Annotated in this window: 14 protein-coding genes and 1 pseudogene; 2 read left to right on the top strand and 13 right to left on the bottom strand. The window is 50.9% G+C overall.

All coding sequences use genetic code 11. The features are described 5' to 3' along the window. Positions 1-13: 13 nt before the first annotated feature. Positions 14-394: a helix-turn-helix domain-containing protein gene (locus tag R70331_RS15470; RefSeq protein WP_042176978.1), complete on the bottom strand. Its 381-nt coding sequence runs from the start codon at positions 392-394 to the stop codon at positions 14-16. Positions 395-512: 118 nt separating this feature from the next. Here R70331_RS15470 and R70331_RS15465 point away from each other — a divergent pair, with 118 nt between their 5' ends. Continuing rightward, a complete protein-coding gene (locus tag R70331_RS15465; protein ID WP_042176977.1) occupies positions 513-1163 on the top strand; it encodes a nitroreductase family protein in 651 nt (216 codons plus the stop codon). 115 nt (positions 1164-1278) lie between these two features. Here the strand turns inward: R70331_RS15465 and R70331_RS32500 are convergent. From R70331_RS32500 to R70331_RS15455, 3 genes and pseudogenes are all read right to left on the bottom strand, one after another. After that, a pseudogene (locus R70331_RS32500) lies at positions 1279-1564 on the bottom strand (hypothetical protein); the annotation flags it as partial. A 286-nt stretch (positions 1565-1850) separates the two neighbouring features. Next, positions 1851-3083, bottom strand: coding sequence for an MFS transporter (locus R70331_RS15460; protein ID WP_042176976.1), 1233 nt, complete (start codon positions 3081-3083; stop codon positions 1851-1853). A 25-nt stretch (positions 3084-3108) separates the two neighbouring features. Continuing rightward, positions 3109-3675 (bottom strand): TetR/AcrR family transcriptional regulator, encoded by a 567-nt coding sequence (locus R70331_RS15455; protein ID WP_042176974.1) that lies wholly within the window; start codon positions 3673-3675, stop codon positions 3109-3111. A gap of 239 nt (positions 3676-3914) precedes the next feature. On the opposite strand from R70331_RS15455, the gene R70331_RS15450 reads away from it, so the two are divergent. After that, complete coding sequence (locus tag R70331_RS15450; RefSeq protein ID WP_042176972.1) at positions 3915-4379, top strand: hypothetical protein; 465 nt, start codon at positions 3915-3917, stop codon at positions 4377-4379. A gap of 111 nt (positions 4380-4490) precedes the next feature. On the opposite strand, the gene nagZ (R70331_RS15445) is transcribed toward R70331_RS15450, so the two are convergent. The 9 genes from nagZ (R70331_RS15445) to R70331_RS15405 all read right to left on the bottom strand — a co-directional run bounded on the left by nagZ (R70331_RS15445) (position 4491) and on the right by R70331_RS15405 (position 15911). Further along, the gene (gene nagZ / locus R70331_RS15445) at positions 4491-6104 is read right to left on the bottom strand and encodes a beta-N-acetylhexosaminidase (protein WP_042176969.1); all 1614 of its coding nucleotides are present in this window, start codon (positions 6102-6104) and stop codon (positions 4491-4493) included. A gap of 30 nt (positions 6105-6134) precedes the next feature. Beyond that, positions 6135-7664 carry a beta-N-acetylhexosaminidase gene (gene nagZ / locus R70331_RS15440; protein ID WP_042176967.1) on the bottom strand — a complete coding sequence of 510 codons (1530 nt, stop codon included), beginning with the start codon at positions 7662-7664 and terminating at the stop codon, positions 6135-6137. Then, entirely contained in the window at positions 7661-8962 is a 1302-nt protein-coding gene (locus R70331_RS15435) for a 6-phospho-beta-glucosidase (protein ID WP_042176965.1), read from the bottom strand. The genes nagZ (R70331_RS15440) and R70331_RS15435 overlap by 4 nt, the downstream gene beginning before the upstream one ends. Next, positions 8947-9939, bottom strand: coding sequence for an N-acetylglucosamine kinase (locus tag R70331_RS15430; protein WP_042176963.1), 993 nt, complete (start codon positions 9937-9939; stop codon positions 8947-8949). Before R70331_RS15430 ends, R70331_RS15435 begins: the two co-directional genes overlap by 16 nt. Before the next feature lie 25 nt (positions 9940-9964). Continuing rightward, complete coding sequence (locus tag R70331_RS15425; protein WP_042176961.1) at positions 9965-11641, bottom strand: extracellular solute-binding protein; 1677 nt, start codon at positions 11639-11641, stop codon at positions 9965-9967. 24 nt (positions 11642-11665) lie between these two features. After that, positions 11666-12559 (bottom strand): carbohydrate ABC transporter permease, encoded by an 894-nt coding sequence (locus R70331_RS15420; protein ID WP_042176959.1) that lies wholly within the window; start codon positions 12557-12559, stop codon positions 11666-11668. Positions 12560-12582: 23 nt separating this feature from the next. Continuing rightward, positions 12583-13539 (bottom strand): ABC transporter permease, encoded by a 957-nt coding sequence (locus tag R70331_RS15415; RefSeq protein ID WP_042176957.1) that lies wholly within the window; start codon positions 13537-13539, stop codon positions 12583-12585. A 76-nt stretch (positions 13540-13615) separates the two neighbouring features. Beyond that, the gene (locus R70331_RS15410; RefSeq protein ID WP_081947629.1) at positions 13616-14548 is read right to left on the bottom strand and encodes an AraC family transcriptional regulator; all 933 of its coding nucleotides are present in this window, start codon (positions 14546-14548) and stop codon (positions 13616-13618) included. Positions 14549-14861: 313 nt separating this feature from the next. Then, positions 14862-15911 (bottom strand): NAD(P)-dependent alcohol dehydrogenase, encoded by a 1050-nt coding sequence (locus tag R70331_RS15405; RefSeq protein WP_042176955.1) that lies wholly within the window; start codon positions 15909-15911, stop codon positions 14862-14864. Positions 15912-15915 lie beyond the last annotated feature (4 nt).

The following is a 15915-nucleotide window of genomic DNA, read 5'->3' as shown; positions in this document are numbered from 1 at the left end:
TTGGCATGTTGAATCAGCTCACGGTCCTATCATGCTTTCCGAACCCGTTCTCACAGGTGATATCTGTTTGAAGGAGTCCGTAGAGCGTTTGTTTGGCATTCTCCAGATTAAGCTGGGCTGCTTCTATCTCTGCTATTTTTTCTTTAATAATGCGTGCTTGCTCTTCCTTGGTTATTCCCTTTAACGAGATCATAGATTTAATGTCGCTGATCGTAAATCCGACCGCTAAACAATTCTTCACAACCTGCAGATAGTCAATAATTCCGGAAGTATAATTCCGGTAATTGTTCTGTTCCCGCAATAGGTACTCTTCCGTGATGATACCCATCTTCTCATAATAACGGATAGTGGATATGGGCAGGTCAATCCTTTTTGCCACTTCACTGATTTTCATGAAATCACCTCATGTTAAACTCTTGCTATAAAGTATACTTCATAGTTTACAATCCTTCTAGTGAGCAGCAGTAACATTCACAACCCTCACAAATACTATCCTGAAGGAGCCTGTTTACATGAATACAATCACTGGGAAATACCGTAAAACAAATGATTTCAATGAAATCGTCCTGGAGCGCCGGTCCGTTAAAGTCTATGACACCGAAGTGAAAATCAGCCGGGAGGAAATGAGCGAAATACTTGCAGAAGCATCCCGTGCTCCTTCCGCAATAAACATGCAGCCATGGCGTTTTCTTGTCATTGACACACCTGAAGGTAAAGAGAAGCTTGCACCGCTGGCCTCATTTAACCAGACACAAGCGCTGACTTCCTCCGCGGTAATTGCAGTATTTTATGATGCTAATAATACCGAATTCATTGATGACATCTTTGGCAAATCCGTTGAGCTTGGATATATGCCTCAGGAAGTTATGGATATGCAGCTGCAGCAAGTGAAGCCTTATTATGCTAATATGTCTGCAGCCGAACTGCGTGATGTGAACCTCATAGATACTGGACTTATCTCGATGCAGCTGATGCTTGTTGCCCGCGCTCACGGTTATGATACGAACGCTATGGCAGGTTATGCCAAGGAGCAGATTGCTGAAGCGTTTGGCCTGGACAAGGCGCGCTATCAGCCGGTAATGCTGATCTCAATTGGCAAAGCAGCCAAAGCTGGCTATCCGTCCTACCGTTTGCCGGTTGATACTATTACAACCTGGGCATAATCAGCAGGCGTGCCCTAAATGGGGCTGTCCCAAAAGTAGTCTTTCTACGAGTAAAGACAAACGCTTCACCTTTTCAAAACCGCAAAAAAGTCAAAGAGCAGACATTCTCCCGTCACTAGAGAATGCCTGCTCTTTGATTTTGGCCATTTGCAGCTCGCTTCAGTAGATTGAGAGCAAGCGAAAGCCATCCGACCTCAAGCCAACGCTCCTTCAGGAGGCAACCCTCATAGGAGTTGCTTCGGTAATGACGTTTCCAAATTTCCATATCCACTCTCTAAGAGCTCCTTGCTCTCTCTGCGAAAATGCAGCATTGGTCCGGCGGGGCAGCTCCACCTGTCTTCGGCTTCGTCGTATGTCCAATTTTCAATCTTTCCGACATTCTCTTTCCAGGCCTTCCATTTTACTAAAGAGTGGTTTCTTTTTTTACGTTTTTTATAGATTGAGGATGCGTTCTCCGCTTAAACAGTGGAGTGGACGGACTGATTGTGGAAAAGCGGCAGCGGTCGCCTTGGTCTCCGGATTTTCACCTATAAGGGGAATGAAAAAAATCTGGAGAGCACAGCGATTGGAACAACGGTCTGTTCACGGAGCGTCCAGTCAAAAAACCTAAGTATATCCTACGTAAAAAATATGGCTGTCCCAAGCAGCCATTTCATGGCTAATGGGACAGCCCACATAATTATAGAATCACTCTGCCGGCGCAGCAGACATCGGTCCACTTTTAACAGCTGCTCTGGAGGATGTTCTAAGGAACAGTGAAGCCAGGAGGCCCAATACAAGAATCGAACCCAGTATCTCAAAGGATAGCAGATAATTCCCTGTCTTTAACAGCTTCAATGCTATCATAGGTCCAGTACTCGCGCCAAGAAACAGGATGAAGGCGTTGAACGAAATCGCAGAGCCTCTGGCCTGTCCGCCCAGCTGGCTGACAATCGAAATGATTACGGGAGTGACCAGGGCAATACCCGCTACAAATACAACGCTCATGAGGATAATAACCGGCAGATTCGCACTAAACCCTAAAGCGAGCAGTCCGGTCGCCGCTAATGCTAACCCGCCCCGCAGGACAGCCGCTGCCCCCAGTTTCTGAGCGATTCGTCCGGCAAACGGAGATAACAGCATGCCGGCAATTCCGGCTGCACGGATATACAAGATTTGCTGCGGCGAAAGGCCGAACTTTGGAGAGCTTAAGTAGCTTCCCAGCACAGTGTACATACCCACTAATGATAATAGAAGGACAAAGGTTACGCTAAAAGCCAGCAGCAGCTGCGGTTGCTTCAGCAAGCCTGTCATCTGTTTGAATTTTAGAAGAACATGCTCTTTCGGCCGGTGTAATTCGTCTTTGGGCAGGAGCATGATAACAATAATTGCCGTAATTCCGTACACAATCCCCTGAATAAAGAAAATAGCATGCCAGCCCAGCCCCTCATTAACGATTCCGCTAAAGACCTGGCCTACAATCCCTGCCATTAACAGTCCCGAGCTGATGAAGCCGACCGCAGTCAGCCTTTTGTGCGGAGGGAACATCTCGCCGGCATATACGAGTGAAATCGGAGCAAAGGCGGCAGCGATAAGACCCTGCAATCCTCTGAGGACAATAAGCCAGAAAAAGCTGTCTACAAATCCGATCGTTATTGTAATGATAGTAAGCCCGATAATACTGGCAACCAGGAAGATTTTACGTCCGTAGCGATCTGAGAAAGGTCCGTATAACAGACATCCCAGAGCATAACAGAGTGAGAATGCGCTGCCGATCCAGGCAGCCTGACTCACACTGATCTGAAACGCCTGTGCAAACACGTCCGAGAGCGGAATGGTAATATACATACTGGTCATAATGACCAGACCGCACCAGAATAAGATGAGGGTCATTAAGGAATAGCTTTTGTTGCCACGCGGCAGGTCTGTGTTCTGATTCATATTGAGACAATCCTCCAGGTACTGGTTAATTTGAGATGGTAATGCCTTGCATAACATGATTTAGCAAATCGTCGATGTACGCCTCATCCGGAAGCTTTTTATAGATGAGTATTTGAAAGTAGACAGATCCGTACAGCAAGTCCAGTACGATATCCATGGTAATGTTAGAATGGATCTCGCCTTTGTCGATTGCAGCTTGGAGCGCCTGTTTTGCATTATTTCTTTTGATGATTATATATGAGCTGTAAAAGTCTTTAGCTATGTCCTCATTCTCGGTAACAATTGTAAGTGTTGACTTCCCGATCCTGCTGCCGAGTATACGGGTCAAGGTGGCTAGCTGCAGTTTGAAATTATCCTTAATAGGCTTGCTGTGGTCAAACTCAAACTCCGATTCGACAGTCATCAGAAAAGCATCCAGCACCAGCTGGGCCTTACTGTTCCACCATCTGTATATCGTTGCTTTGCCAACTCCGGCTTGTGCGGCAACCGCCTCTACCGTTAAGGAGGAATAGCTGCTTGTTTCCAATAACACTATCGTTGCTTCCAGGATTTCTTTTTTATTCCGGGCTTCCTTATGCTGTTTTTTGTTCATCTTCCATTCCCCCCTTTCTTTCCGAAAACGATACGTATCGTATCATTATCTGATAAAAGTTCATTTTTGTAAATTTAAAAGTTTAATCAAATGAAAAAACGGATAATCTGCCCTTGAGTAAGGAAGACATCCGTTTTGGGGATATTCACATGCACTTTAAAAAATGATATAATAAAAAAAGGAAAATAAAACAATTTATAGCATGAAATAATTATTGGTAAAGAAAGGGTGGGGTTAATATGATAAAAAAAATAGGCTTAATAGCCTGTGCAGTGACTATTATTTCAGGAGTGGTATTAGTATCCAATTTAAAAGCAGACCCCTATCCAGAAAAGGTAACCGTACATAAGACAGATGAACATCCTGTTAACACTAATTTTCCAACAAATAACGTAAAACCCGCAGAATCAGTAAAAATCGAAGAATCCGTTGAATCAAAACTCGCAAAAGGGTATTATAGTCAACTATATACACCTCATGGGATGTTCTTAAGAGCAGATGAACAAAGTATCTTTAAGGAATCTGAGATCGCAAGAAAGTTAGATCAAGTCGGTCCGAATACGAATCAACTAATTTTTGAAGGCGAGTTTTTTTTGAAAGTAGATGAATCAACATTTTTGGAAAATTATCCAAATTCGTTACTCATAAATGAAACAAATGAAAACCCGACTGATGCTGATATTCCATCAAGTTTATCAAAATAGTAAGTCATAAAGAAGGAGCCATTGTTTTTCGACAATAGCTCCTTTTTGTTTTACTTAATCATTGACTGATCTACTAACATTTGTGGTAACCACTACCGGACTAACTGCATATTAACTTATAATGCCCGATCCATATGCATAAGCTCCAACCGTTACCGGAAGTACACCGCGGGTAAAGCTTTGTCCAGCCAGAACCTTGGCTACTGACTGCATCGCCAGAGGTTTGTTCTCATAAGAAGCAATATAGGTTCGTATACCGGATACAGCGGTAAAATCATAAGGGTTACGCACTGCCACAACGATAAGCCTGCATCCTGACCGCGCAGTAAGCTCCTGCAGAATCTGGCGTTGACCGGGCGAAAAATCGGCGTTGTAGGTTGCTGCCACAATCTGAGTAAAAGAGCGGCTCTCCTCCAGCACCAACGTGATCTCCTCAGCCGTAGGATCAACGCCGATAATCCGTTCAGTGACCCCGTCATAATAAGGCTTCAGTGCCTTGCCAAGTGTCATTTCCTCCTGTAGTGCTTCAACTACCTCATGATTGATGCGGACCTCCGGCCAGATGACATAGATGCCTTCATGTTCCGCCAGCGGAAGCTGCCCGTCTTCACATAATAAGGTAATGCTCTGTTCGCTGAGGGCACGGGCGGTTTCAAGCGATGCTTCGGAAGCCAGCTGCTGCTGTATGTCCGGGAAGGGCTCTGGCTCTGCTCCTGTAATTCCGCGTTTAGCCTTAAGGCTTGCCAGCCGCTGCACGGATGCATCGATTCTGGCCTCAGAAATCTCTCCGCGGATAACAGCCTCGATTACAGCTTCTATCGCCTCAACCTGCCAGCTATACGTATGGCTGACGAGGATCAGATCGGCCCCGGCTTTCACTGCCTGCACAGCTCCCGGCCCCACTCCGACGGTCTGCGAGATGGCGTTCATCTCCAGACAGTCTGTGACGATGACACCGTCAAAGTTCAGCTCCCGGCGCAGCAGCCCGGTCAGAATATTCTCAGACAGGGTTGCCGGGATAACGTCATCCTCATAGGCCTTAAATACGACATGCGCAGTCATGACTGCATCGACCCCGGATTCTATAATCCGCTGAAACGGCAGTAATTCAACCTCCGCCAGTCTTTCGCGGTTATGTCTGATAGACGGAAGTGCCAGGTGGGAATCTGTATCCGTATCTCCGTGGCCCGGAAAATGCTTGATCGTTGCCGCTACGCCCGCTTCCTGATAGCCGGCAGCGGCTGCGCTGCCCATCTCACTGACCAGCAGCGGGGATTCACCATAGGATCGCACGCCTATAACCGGGTTGGCCGGATTGTTGTTCACATCGACACATGGCGCAAAGTTCATGTTAATCCCCAGATGGCGCAGCTCGGCTCCGGCAATTGCCGCAGCCTGCCGGACCCCTTCCGCATTGCGGGTCGCCCCCAGTGCCATGTTGCCGGGCATCAGGGTTACCCCATCCTCAATCCGGGCAACCATGCCCCCTTCCTGATCGATCGCGATCAGCAGGGGCTCGGCGGCAGCCCGCTGCAGCGCGGCTGAACAGGCATACACCTGCTCAGCCGTACCGATATTGCGCCGGAAATAGATAATGCCGCCGATATGATAATCCTGAATCAGTGTCAAAATATCCCTGTTCGGTGATCTGTCCATAAATCCGCACATGAACATCTGTCCCACCTTATGGCGGATACGAAGGTTGTGGTCTGTTCCAGCATTCATTGTTGAGCTACAGCTCCTTTGATCTTTGAGTTATAGTGTTGTTCTTCCGGTTGTCAGCACATCTGCCAGCGATTCCAGCGAATAAACAGAGGTTCCGCAGACCAGGATGACAGACGCAGCGGACGGCAGCCGTTCAGCGTCATAAGGATTACGGAGAACGGCGGTAATCAGCGGCTTCTCGCGGTTAATGGCTTCGGCCAAATCCAGCTGTCCGCTGAAAATATGGGCGTTCCAGGTACCCAGAATAACTGCGTCGCATTCCTCAAGCCCGGCTATGATCTCATTAATCATACCGGAAGCAGGATTGTTCGCAATATACTGTACTGAAAGATTAAATCCCCGGTCTCCCAGAAGCGCCCCTAGCTCAAGATCCTTGCTGTCGGTATTATCCGCCAGGGTCAGCCTTTCCGGCTGCGGCAGCAGCAGCAGGTACCGCAGCTCCGCAGATAACGGCAGCAGCTGCCGGGGATCTCGCTGCAGCTTCACTGTTGAGCGGGTCAGCTCAGCTGTCCTGCTATCCCACTCAGCACGCGGCACCGGAGACGCGTGCCGGCTGTGCAGCAGCATCCGCTCCTGAAGCCGGTCAATCCGCTGCAGGGATTCATCAATTCTGGCCTCGGCAATCCGGCCTTCACGGACAGCTTCGGCTATCCCCCGGATGACCCGGTCCTGAAATTCAGGTGTATGACACATCAGAATCATGTCATTGCCGGCAGTCACTGCCAGCTCACCAATCAGCTCCGGCTCATAAGTATTCCGGATAGCCCCCATTTCGACGTCATCCGTGCAGATGACACCCTGGTAACCCAGCTCATTACGCAGCAGGTCTGTAACAAAGTAAGGACTTAGAGAGGCTGGGAGGCCTTCGGCTTCCGGGATTTCCGGGAAGACGATATGCGCCATCATGATCGCATCACACCCGGCAGCTATGGCAGCTGCGAACGGGATTACAGGTCCGCTCATCAGCTTCTCTAATGTCAGGCCGCATACAGGCAGCTCAACATGTGAATCACCATCCACCTGCCCGTGGCCGGGAAAATGCTTGGCAGTAACGGCAACGCCTGCTTCATGCATCCCCTTGATAAAAGCGGCGCCAAGCTTCGCTACTACAGCCGGCTCTTCACCATAAGACCGGACACCGACAACGGGATTCAAGATGTTCGTATTTACATCCAGCACCGGTGCCCAGCTCATCGGGATGCCCAGTGCAGCCAGCTGGCTGCCGATAAGCTTTCCCTGCAGAAAGGCGGCTGCGGGATCTCCGGTTAGGCCAACCGCCCGGTTGCCCGGCACATGCGGGAATATCCTCTTCAAATTAGCCAGGCTTCCTCCCTCTTCATCAATGGAGAGAAGGTACGGTGAGGTGAAGCCGAGCCGGTCTGCCGCAGCCGTTACACCGTGGACCAGCCTGCGAAGCTGATATTCGTTGTCCATATTGTGCGGAAACAACCCGAGCCCGCCTGAAGGCAGGGCCCCAAGCCGCTCCTCGAATGCTGAGTCCGCTGCCTTAGCAGGCAGTCCGGTTACGCACATCCGGGCAATTTTGTGTTCCAGGTTCATATTGAGAATCCTGGCAGATAGGCTTTGTTCTGCTCCAGCATCTCATCCAGCATCGCTTCTGCGTCATTGGCTGAGGGAACCAGCGGATGATGGGCAAGGGCGAGCAAGGCGGTAGCGCGGCTGCCGGTTACAGCCGCTTCAATTGCCAGGCCTTCATAGGTTTTGACCGCATGAATCAGGCCTTTGGCCGCTTCCGGCACAACAGCCACCGGCATGGCGGCAGGTCCGTCCTTGTGCACTTTGCAATTGACCTCAATGCAGGCATCGTCCGGAAGGAACCTGAGAATGCCTTGATTAGGAACATTCAGAGTCTGAATATCGCCTGAATCATTATATAGTGAATTCATCAGCCGGACAGCGGCTTCGGAGTAATAGGCTCCTCCGCGCTGCTCCAGCTGCTTCGGCTTTTCGGCCAGCTCTTCATCCTTATACAGCTCGAACAGTTCATCCTCCAGGCGCTGCACCGTTTCAGCCCGCGTTTCCCCTTTAGCTGCAGCTGCCTGCTGCTCCGCCAGAATCTCACGGTGCAGATAGAAATATTTCAGGTAATAGGAAGGAATCGCCTTAAGCGCTGACAGCAGCGTCGCATTCCAGTCATACTGCGGAACATTACGGGCAGAATAGCCGTCCCGGTTCGCCAGCAGCTCTGGCAGCTTGGATTCACCGTCAATGGTAATGGTACTGATCCAGTGCAGATGATTCAGGCCGGCAAATTCACAGTAAATCCGTTCGGCCGGCACCTGATACAGCTCAGACAGCCATTTGTAGGCGGCGATCGGAGAATTACACAGCCCGATGGATTTGATGCTTGAATGCTTATGAATAGCCTCGGTTACCATGCCCGCAGGATTTGTGAAATTCAGCAGCCACGCATCCGGGCAGAGCTCCTCCATATCCCTGGCGACCTCCAGCAGCACCGGTATCGTGCGCAGTGCCTTCATCATGCCTCCCGGACCTGTAGTTTCCTGACCAATCATCCCGTACTTGAGCGGGATCGTCTCATCCCAGCCGCGGGCTTCCAGCCTGCCGACACGCATCTGGGTGGTGACAAAACTGGCATCTGCCAGTGCAGAGCGCCGGTCAAGCGTAAGGCTAAGCTTAATCGGCAGCCCGGATCTGGCAATCATCCGCTTGGCAAGCTGTCCGACGATGGACAGCTTGTGGAATCCTTCCTGTATATCTACGAGTACGATTTCTGTTACCGGAAAAGTAGAGTAGTTCAGGATGAACCCCTCAATCAGCTCCGGAGTATAGGAGGAGCCGCCCCCGATAACTGCTACCTTCAGTCTTTGATCCATACTGCATTCGCCGCCTTTACGGATAAGGTTTGTTGTAATTGTTCATAGACGTCTTCTGCCACCTGAATTCCGGATTTCTCCATAGCCAGCAGCAGCGCTCCGGCTACAGGCTCTTGTTCAAGCTTTCGCAGGGTGCAGCCCGGAGCGGCAGCTGACACCGCCTCTGAAATATAAGGGGCAACATACCGGCTTTCGCCACGGGTCAAAATACTGCCGGCCAGCACCAGATCGAAGACATCCTGCTGCATGCCAAGCCTGTGGATCACTGCACCGGCTGCATTACCCAGCTCTCTGCCCTGCCGCTGCAGAATTTCACGGGCTGTTACATCCTCGGCGGCAACCTCAAAGAGCAGCTTGGCGATTTCGTGCGGCACACGCAGGCCGTGGTCAAGGTAATAGTGAAACATCTCAGCTTCGGAAGCGTACCCGAGCTTACTGAGAATTGCCTGGGTCAGCCGGGTTGGCCGCCCCCTGCCCTCCCATGCACGGATTACAGAGCGGAAGGCTTCCACAGCCAGATCCCCACCTCCGCCGAAATCGCCGAAGGTATAGCCAAAGCCGCCTACCTGCAGCTCCTGCCCGCTGCGGTTCATTCCGTAGCAATTGGTTCCGGTACCGCAGATGACCACCACACCATAAGATTTGCGGGTCCCTGCCCTTAGGCCGATTACTGTATCACATACGATGTTATGCGGCTCCATACCTATCCGGGCAATCATCGGGCGCAGAATCCTGAAGTCAGCTTCCCGGTCAGCACCCGCCAGTCCAAAGACCGAATAGGTGATTTGCTCCTTGCCGAGCCCCGCCTGGTGCAGAGCTTCTTCCACCGCCTGCCTGATGTTGATCTCGGCCCTTTCGGCTCCTGTCTGATGGTTGCCGCATCCGCTTGCGCCGCGTCCGGTAATCCGGCCCGCGGCGTCGGATATGACGGCCAGTGTTTTACTGCCTCCGCCGTCAACGCCCAAGTAATAGTTCAAGGTCTCCCGCTCCTGTATGTCAGTTTCATTTGCCCAGCTTGCTCAGGTTCTCCTGCCATTTCTCCGTCTTGAATTTCAGCAGCTCACTGTATCCGACCTTCTGTGCATCTGCCTCAGCCTTATCCAGGATTGCCAGCACTTCTGCTTCGCTTTTGGCGTTGAGCACGGCCTGCGCTCTGGCTTTCTCGTAGATTTCGCCTACGCTTTGTGAGATGATCCCTTCCTGGGAGTCGCCTGCCGGAGCCAGGTTTACGAATTCGGTCGTATCAAACTGTGTCTTCCAGGTAATCTCGGACTGCCATTTGGTTTCCCAGCTCTTCTGGTCTTCCGGCAGTGTCGATTCAAACTTCATCTTCGAATTGTCCACGTATACTGTATTGCCGTTCCATTGCAGATTGACTGTAGCGTTCATCAGCTCATCACGGCCCTTGGTATCCGTTGTGAAGGCCTCTGTGAACAGTGGTGCCCCTTCTTCATCTGTTCCGTCCCAGTACTTGCCCTCAGGTCCCCACATAATAATCCGCTGGCCTTCAGGTCCGGTGAACCAGTCCAGAAAAGCGAAGACGGCTTCCGGATCCTTGGCGGCTGAGGTAATGACACTCACATTCCAGCCAAGCTGATTGTACGCACCGGGGAAAATCTTGTTTTTATCCAGACCCGCCTTATGAATAGGCCAGACCATGATGTAGCCGGCTTCCGGGTCCTGCTCCTTCAGCAGTGAGTTGCCGATTGCGCCGTATTCAGTCGGACTGGAAGCGGCGTATACCGCAATGTTGCCTGTAATAATCTTCTGCTCCACCTGCTCAAGATTCTGGGTGAATGCATCCTGGCTGATCAGCTTATCCCGGTACATCTGATTCGCATATACCAGCGACGAACGGAAAGCATCATCCTTAAAGACTGAGGTCATTTCGTTGCCGTTCGGAATGGCCATCATGCTGAGGGCACTGAATACATAAGGACGGTTCTCGGCAAATGCGGACGACAGGACATCGATGCCTTCCGCGCCTTGTCCTACCTCAAACGGAACCACATCCGGGTATTTCTCTTTAACCAGCTTCAGGTAAGCATAGAGATCGTCGGTAGTCTCAAGCGGCGGAGTGCCCAGCTCGTTATAGATCTTTTTGTTGACCAGATAGCCGGAGTTGCCGTTTGGCTGAGTCGTATACCAGTTCGGGAACTGATAAAGCTTGCCGTCGGAGGAGCGCAGCATATCGAGCGTCTCTTCGCCTGCCCATTCCTTCAGATTCGGGTATTTGTCGAGATAATCATCAAACGGCACGAGTGCTCCGGCAGCCCGCAGCTGCTCAACATCTGCACCGCGTTCCATCCAGATCACATCGGGAAGCTCGCCGGATACGATCATCGTGCTGAGCTTTTGCTTGGCATTGCCTCCCGAGCTGACCGGCACGACATTCACCTGCTTATTATCCTTAATCCATTTGGAGGAGAGGTCCTCGCCCCAGTTAGGCATTGTATACCAGTCATAATGGCCGTAGAAGGAGAATTCCAGCGGCTGCTCACCAAGCACATATCCCCCGCCTTCAGCTGCATCCGGACTTTTGCTGTTTGCTGTATTAGCATTGTTTGCGGAATTTGCAGGATTAGAAGGACTGTTGTTGCCGCCTGTACAGCCTGTTAAACCGATCATAAGACTAAGAACAGCCGCCAAAGCGGACACCTTTGTTTTGCCTGAGATCATTGGTTAATTCCCCCTTGAGTTCCTTTATTCTTTTAGTGAACCAACCATAACGCCCTTAACGAAATACTTCTGCAGAAAAGGATACACGCACAAAATCGGGATCGTAGCCACCATCATGGTAGCCATGGACAGGGATTTGGTTGTGACGGCGCGCATTTTGTTCATCCGCCCCTGTGCAGCCGCATCCAGCTGGGCCATCTGCTCGGACATGATGTTGGAGTTCAGGATCTGCTGCAGCTTGGTCTGAATCGGCATCAAATCGACATTGCTGAGGTAGATGCTGGGTGTGAACCAGTCATTCCAGTGATAGACTGCGGTGAACAGGGATAAGGTCGCAATGACTGGTCCTGAGAGCGGAAGCACAATGCGCAGCAGCACTCCCCAGTTGGAGCAGCCGTCGATTCTTGCGGATTCCTCCAGTCCTGCCGGTATGCCTTTGAAGAAGGTCCGGAAAATAATCATGTTCCAGACGCTGATCAGACCCGGGATGACCATTACCCAGAAGGAGTTGAACATGCCCAGCTCGCGGATCAGCAGAAAGCTCGGAATCAGACCGCCGCTGAAATACATGGTGATGATGCAGAAAACCATATAAAACTTTCGCCCCATCAGCTCTGATTTACTCATGCCGTAAGCGAATACCGCTGTGGCGGCAATGGCAGCAAAGGTACCGATTACAGTCCGCAGTACAGAGATCACGAAGCCGTTAATCAGGCGGCTGTCCTGGAATACCACCGAATAGTTCTCCAGTGAGAATTGTCTCGGCCAAAAAGTAATTCCGCCGCGCATAGTATCAGTTCCGTTGTTAAATGAAATAACACCGGCGTTCCAGAACGGATAAAAGGACAGAAAGGCTAATATTGCCAGTAAAATGTATATGACCGTTACAAGAACCCGGTCTCCGGCTGACAGCTTCATCTACATCTGCCCCCTTTCATGCTTCACCATAGGCTGTTTCCGGATTTGCGTGCGGCATAGTTGGCCCCGACCAGGAGGAACACACCAATCAGTGATTTGAACAGGCCGGCTGCCGTAGCATAAGAATAACGGTTGTTCTGGATACCGATACGGTATACATAGGTGTCCAGCACATCGCCGACATCGCGCAGCACGGGATTGGAGCCGAGGAGCAGGATGTCTTCAAAGCCTGCGCTGAGCAGATTGCCGATTGCAAGAATCAGAAAGACCATAATGACCGGCAAAATGGACGGCAGTGTAATGGAAAACATCTGTCTCAGCTTGCCGGCACCGTCAATGGAAGCCGCCTCATGCATGTTCGGATCAATTCCGGCAATGGCTGCGAGGTAGACGATGGAGGAAAAGCCGATTTCCTTCCAGACTCCTGTTGTGACGAGGATGGTCCAGAAATACTCCGGCAGTGACAGGAAGTTAATCGGGTCCTTGATCAGGTTCAGCTGCTGGAGCAGCATGTTCACGCTGCCGTTCTCTGTGGAGAGCATGGACATTACGAAGCCGGAGACAATGACCCAGGACAGGAAATGCGGCAGATAGCTGATCGTCTGCACGGTTCTTTTGAACACCCGGCTGCGTACCTCATTCAGCATCAGCGCCAGCAGAACCGGTGCCGGAAAGCCGACCAGCAGCTTGAGCAGGCTGATTACAATCGTATTGCGCATGATCGTCCAGAATTCAGGTGCGGCAAAAAACATTTCAAAATGCTTGAGCCCCACCCATGGACTGCCCCCAAACCCCTTGAACAGATTGTAATCCTGAAAAGCCATCAGCACCCCGTACATCGGGATATAGCTGAAGACGAGGATAAAGAACAGGGCCGGCAGCACCATCAGCTGAAGATCCCACTGCCGGGCAAAGCGTTTGAGTGCATTTGGCTTCCGGAGCACTTCCTTTGTCTCAATGTGATAGGCGATCTTCTGCATTTTAACCTCCTTTTCCATTTACTTCTTGTTAATCCTAATAACTTATGTTGTTATATTTACTGACCTCATCATAACTCTATTCTGTTTCAGGCACTCCGCCTAATCGCTCGAATACTGATACTATCTTACTGTCGATGGTGGTTGTTTGGGTGCGGACGTTACGCGGCTCCATACCGATGTGGCGTTTGAACAGCCGGTTGAAATTGGATAAGGTGCGAAATCCGCATTCCATGGCGATGTCGAGGATTTTACGGTCCGTGGTCTGCAGCAGGGCGTAGGCATTCTCCAGACGCAGCTGAATCAGATAGAGCAGCGGGGACATGCCTGCTGTACGGCGGAAGATATCGCTGAAGCGCGAAGGGCTTAAATAGACGAGGGAGGATAGCTCTTCAAGCGTCCAGGGATAAGCCGGCTGCTCCTCCATGACGCGGGTGACGTGCCAGACTTTCTCAAGCTGGGTGGTGGTCACGGTGGATTTGCTCGGCTGCAGGTCGTCCATGCGGAAATACCGGTTGATATATACGAAGAATTGCAGCAGCTGGGCGTATACGATGGAGGTGTAGGACTGATGCTCTGCTTCATGCTCCACCTGCATATCCAGCAGCAGCGTGCGAAGAATACCGATATGCTCATTCCCGCGGTCCAGCAGATTGCTGAAATGCAGTCCCATTTCCTTGAACGGAGCCAGTATATCCGGATCACAGCGCACTAACCCCAAAAACCAGGACGCATCGAAGGTAATTACCTGCATGATCAGATTCCCTGTCTCATAGGCACAGTGCAGATCATTGGAGTTAATCAGCAGAATGTCCCCTTCCCGGAAATCATACCGCTCCCCGTTAATCATGTAATACCCTGTACCGGACTTAATCATATTGATCTCCAGCGCATCATGGGCATGCAGTCTTTGATAAGTTGAGGTGACGCCAATCGTATCACCAAGAATAACGGGATATTGCCTGGAAAATACAACCTTTTCCCTGAGGCTGTTATGACCGCGTGTCTGCATAGACTGCCCCTCCTCTGTAAAAGTGCTAAATGGGTATGGAACCGGCGAAAACTTACTGTATCTTGCTGGTAAATAACCTGAATAGACTTATATTCATCCTAGTAGAACACCATTTATGTGTCAATAAAAGTTACATCGTATTATCCATAGTCTGAATAGCTCTGCATACCACCGTAGGGCCAGTCCGGTCAACACCAAAAGAACACCCCCGGCAGCCTCCCTGCTCTGAGACAGAGCGGAAGGCTGCCGGGGGTGTTCTAAAGCTTGCTTGTGGAACCGTAAGATTATCAAGCAGTTAGCCTGCTATACGTAATTAAGCCTGCTCCATCGTGCTGATGTCAATTACGAACCGGTAACGGACGTCTGAAGCCAGTACACGCTCCCATGCTTCGTCAATCTGGCTTGCAGCAATGACCTCGATCTCGGAGGCGATGTTGTGCTCAGCACAGAAATCAAGCATTTCCTGTGTTTCGCGGATGCCGCCGATCATAGATCCGGCGAACGTGCGGCGCTGTCCAATCAGCGAGAATACGTTAACAGCCAGCGGATCTGCCGGCGCACCGACATTGACCAGTGTACCGTCCAGCGCCAAAAGCGATAGATATGCATTAATGTTGATCTGTGCACTTACAGTATTGATGATCAGGTCGAAGGAGCCGGCGAGCTGCTTGAAGGTCTCCTGATCGCTTGTAGCGTAATAGTGGTCAGCGCCCAGCTGCAGCCCGTCTTCTTTTTTCTTCAGGGATTGTGAGAGCACGGTAACCTCGGCGCCCATAGCGTGTGCAATTTTCACAGCCATATGGCCCAGTCCGCCCAGTCCAACTACGGCTACCTTTTTGCCGGGACCGGCTTCCCAGTGGCGCAGCGGTGAGTAGGTGGTGATTCCGGCACACAGCAGCGGTGCGGCGGCATCCAGCGGAATGTTGTCCGGAATGCGGACTACAAAGCTTTCTGTAACGACGATGTGTGTGGAATATCCGCCTTGGGTATAGTGTCCATGGCGGTCAGTATCTCCGTAGGTGTTTGTGCTGCCATTAAGGCAATATTGCTCTTCCCCTTTATGGCAGCTGCTGCACTCTCCGCAGGAGTCCACCATACAGCCAACCCCTACACGGTCGCCAACTGCGTACTTGGTTACCTCTGCTCCGACCTGGCTGACAATCCCGGCGATTTCATGCCCTGGAACAAGCGGATATTTGACAGGTCCCCATTCACCGCGGGCGGTATGGATGTCAGAGTGGCAGATACCTGCATATTTAATCTCAATAAGGACATCGTGCGGCTGAAGCTCCCGGCGTTCGATGGTAGTCAGCTTAAACGGGCCCTCCGGATTAAATGTAGCTCGTGCATTAACTTGAATCATAAGT

This window comes from Paenibacillus sp. FSL R7-0331 (assembly GCF_000758645.1).
In the GTDB taxonomy this organism is placed as follows: Bacteria; Bacillota; Bacilli; order Paenibacillales; family Paenibacillaceae; genus Paenibacillus_AQ; species Paenibacillus_AQ camerounensis.
The sequence above is the reverse complement of the archived record's forward strand: the minus strand, read 5'-3'. Positions and strand labels throughout refer to the sequence as shown.

Coding starts and splice junctions, on each gene's coding strand:
- R70331_RS15460 (WP_042176976.1), bottom strand. CDS start 3,083: ATGAATCAGAACACAGACCTGCCGCGTGGCAACAAAAGCTATTCCTTA.
- R70331_RS15465 (WP_042176977.1), top strand. CDS start 513: ATGAATACAATCACTGGGAAATACCGTAAAACAAATGATTTCAATGAA.
- R70331_RS15405 (WP_042176955.1), bottom strand. CDS start 15,911: ATGATTCAAGTTAATGCACGAGCTACATTTAATCCGGAGGGCCCGTTT.
- R70331_RS15425 (WP_042176961.1), bottom strand. CDS start 11,641: ATGATCTCAGGCAAAACAAAGGTGTCCGCTTTGGCGGCTGTTCTTAGT.
- R70331_RS15470 (WP_042176978.1), bottom strand. CDS start 394: ATGAAAATCAGTGAAGTGGCAAAAAGGATTGACCTGCCCATATCCACT.
- R70331_RS15420 (WP_042176959.1), bottom strand. CDS start 12,559: ATGAAGCTGTCAGCCGGAGACCGGGTTCTTGTAACGGTCATATACATT.
- R70331_RS15415 (WP_042176957.1), bottom strand. CDS start 13,539: ATGCAGAAGATCGCCTATCACATTGAGACAAAGGAAGTGCTCCGGAAG.
- R70331_RS15435 (WP_042176965.1), bottom strand. CDS start 8,962: ATGGATCAAAGACTGAAGGTAGCAGTTATCGGGGGCGGCTCCTCCTAT.
- R70331_RS15450 (WP_042176972.1), top strand. CDS start 3,915: ATGATAAAAAAAATAGGCTTAATAGCCTGTGCAGTGACTATTATTTCA.
- nagZ (WP_042176969.1), bottom strand. CDS start 6,104: ATGAATGCTGGAACAGACCACAACCTTCGTATCCGCCATAAGGTGGGA.
- R70331_RS15455 (WP_042176974.1), bottom strand. CDS start 3,675: ATGAACAAAAAACAGCATAAGGAAGCCCGGAATAAAAAAGAAATCCTG.
- R70331_RS15410 (WP_081947629.1), bottom strand. CDS start 14,548: ATGCAGACACGCGGTCATAACAGCCTCAGGGAAAAGGTTGTATTTTCC.
- nagZ (WP_042176967.1), bottom strand. CDS start 7,664: ATGAACCTGGAACACAAAATTGCCCGGATGTGCGTAACCGGACTGCCT.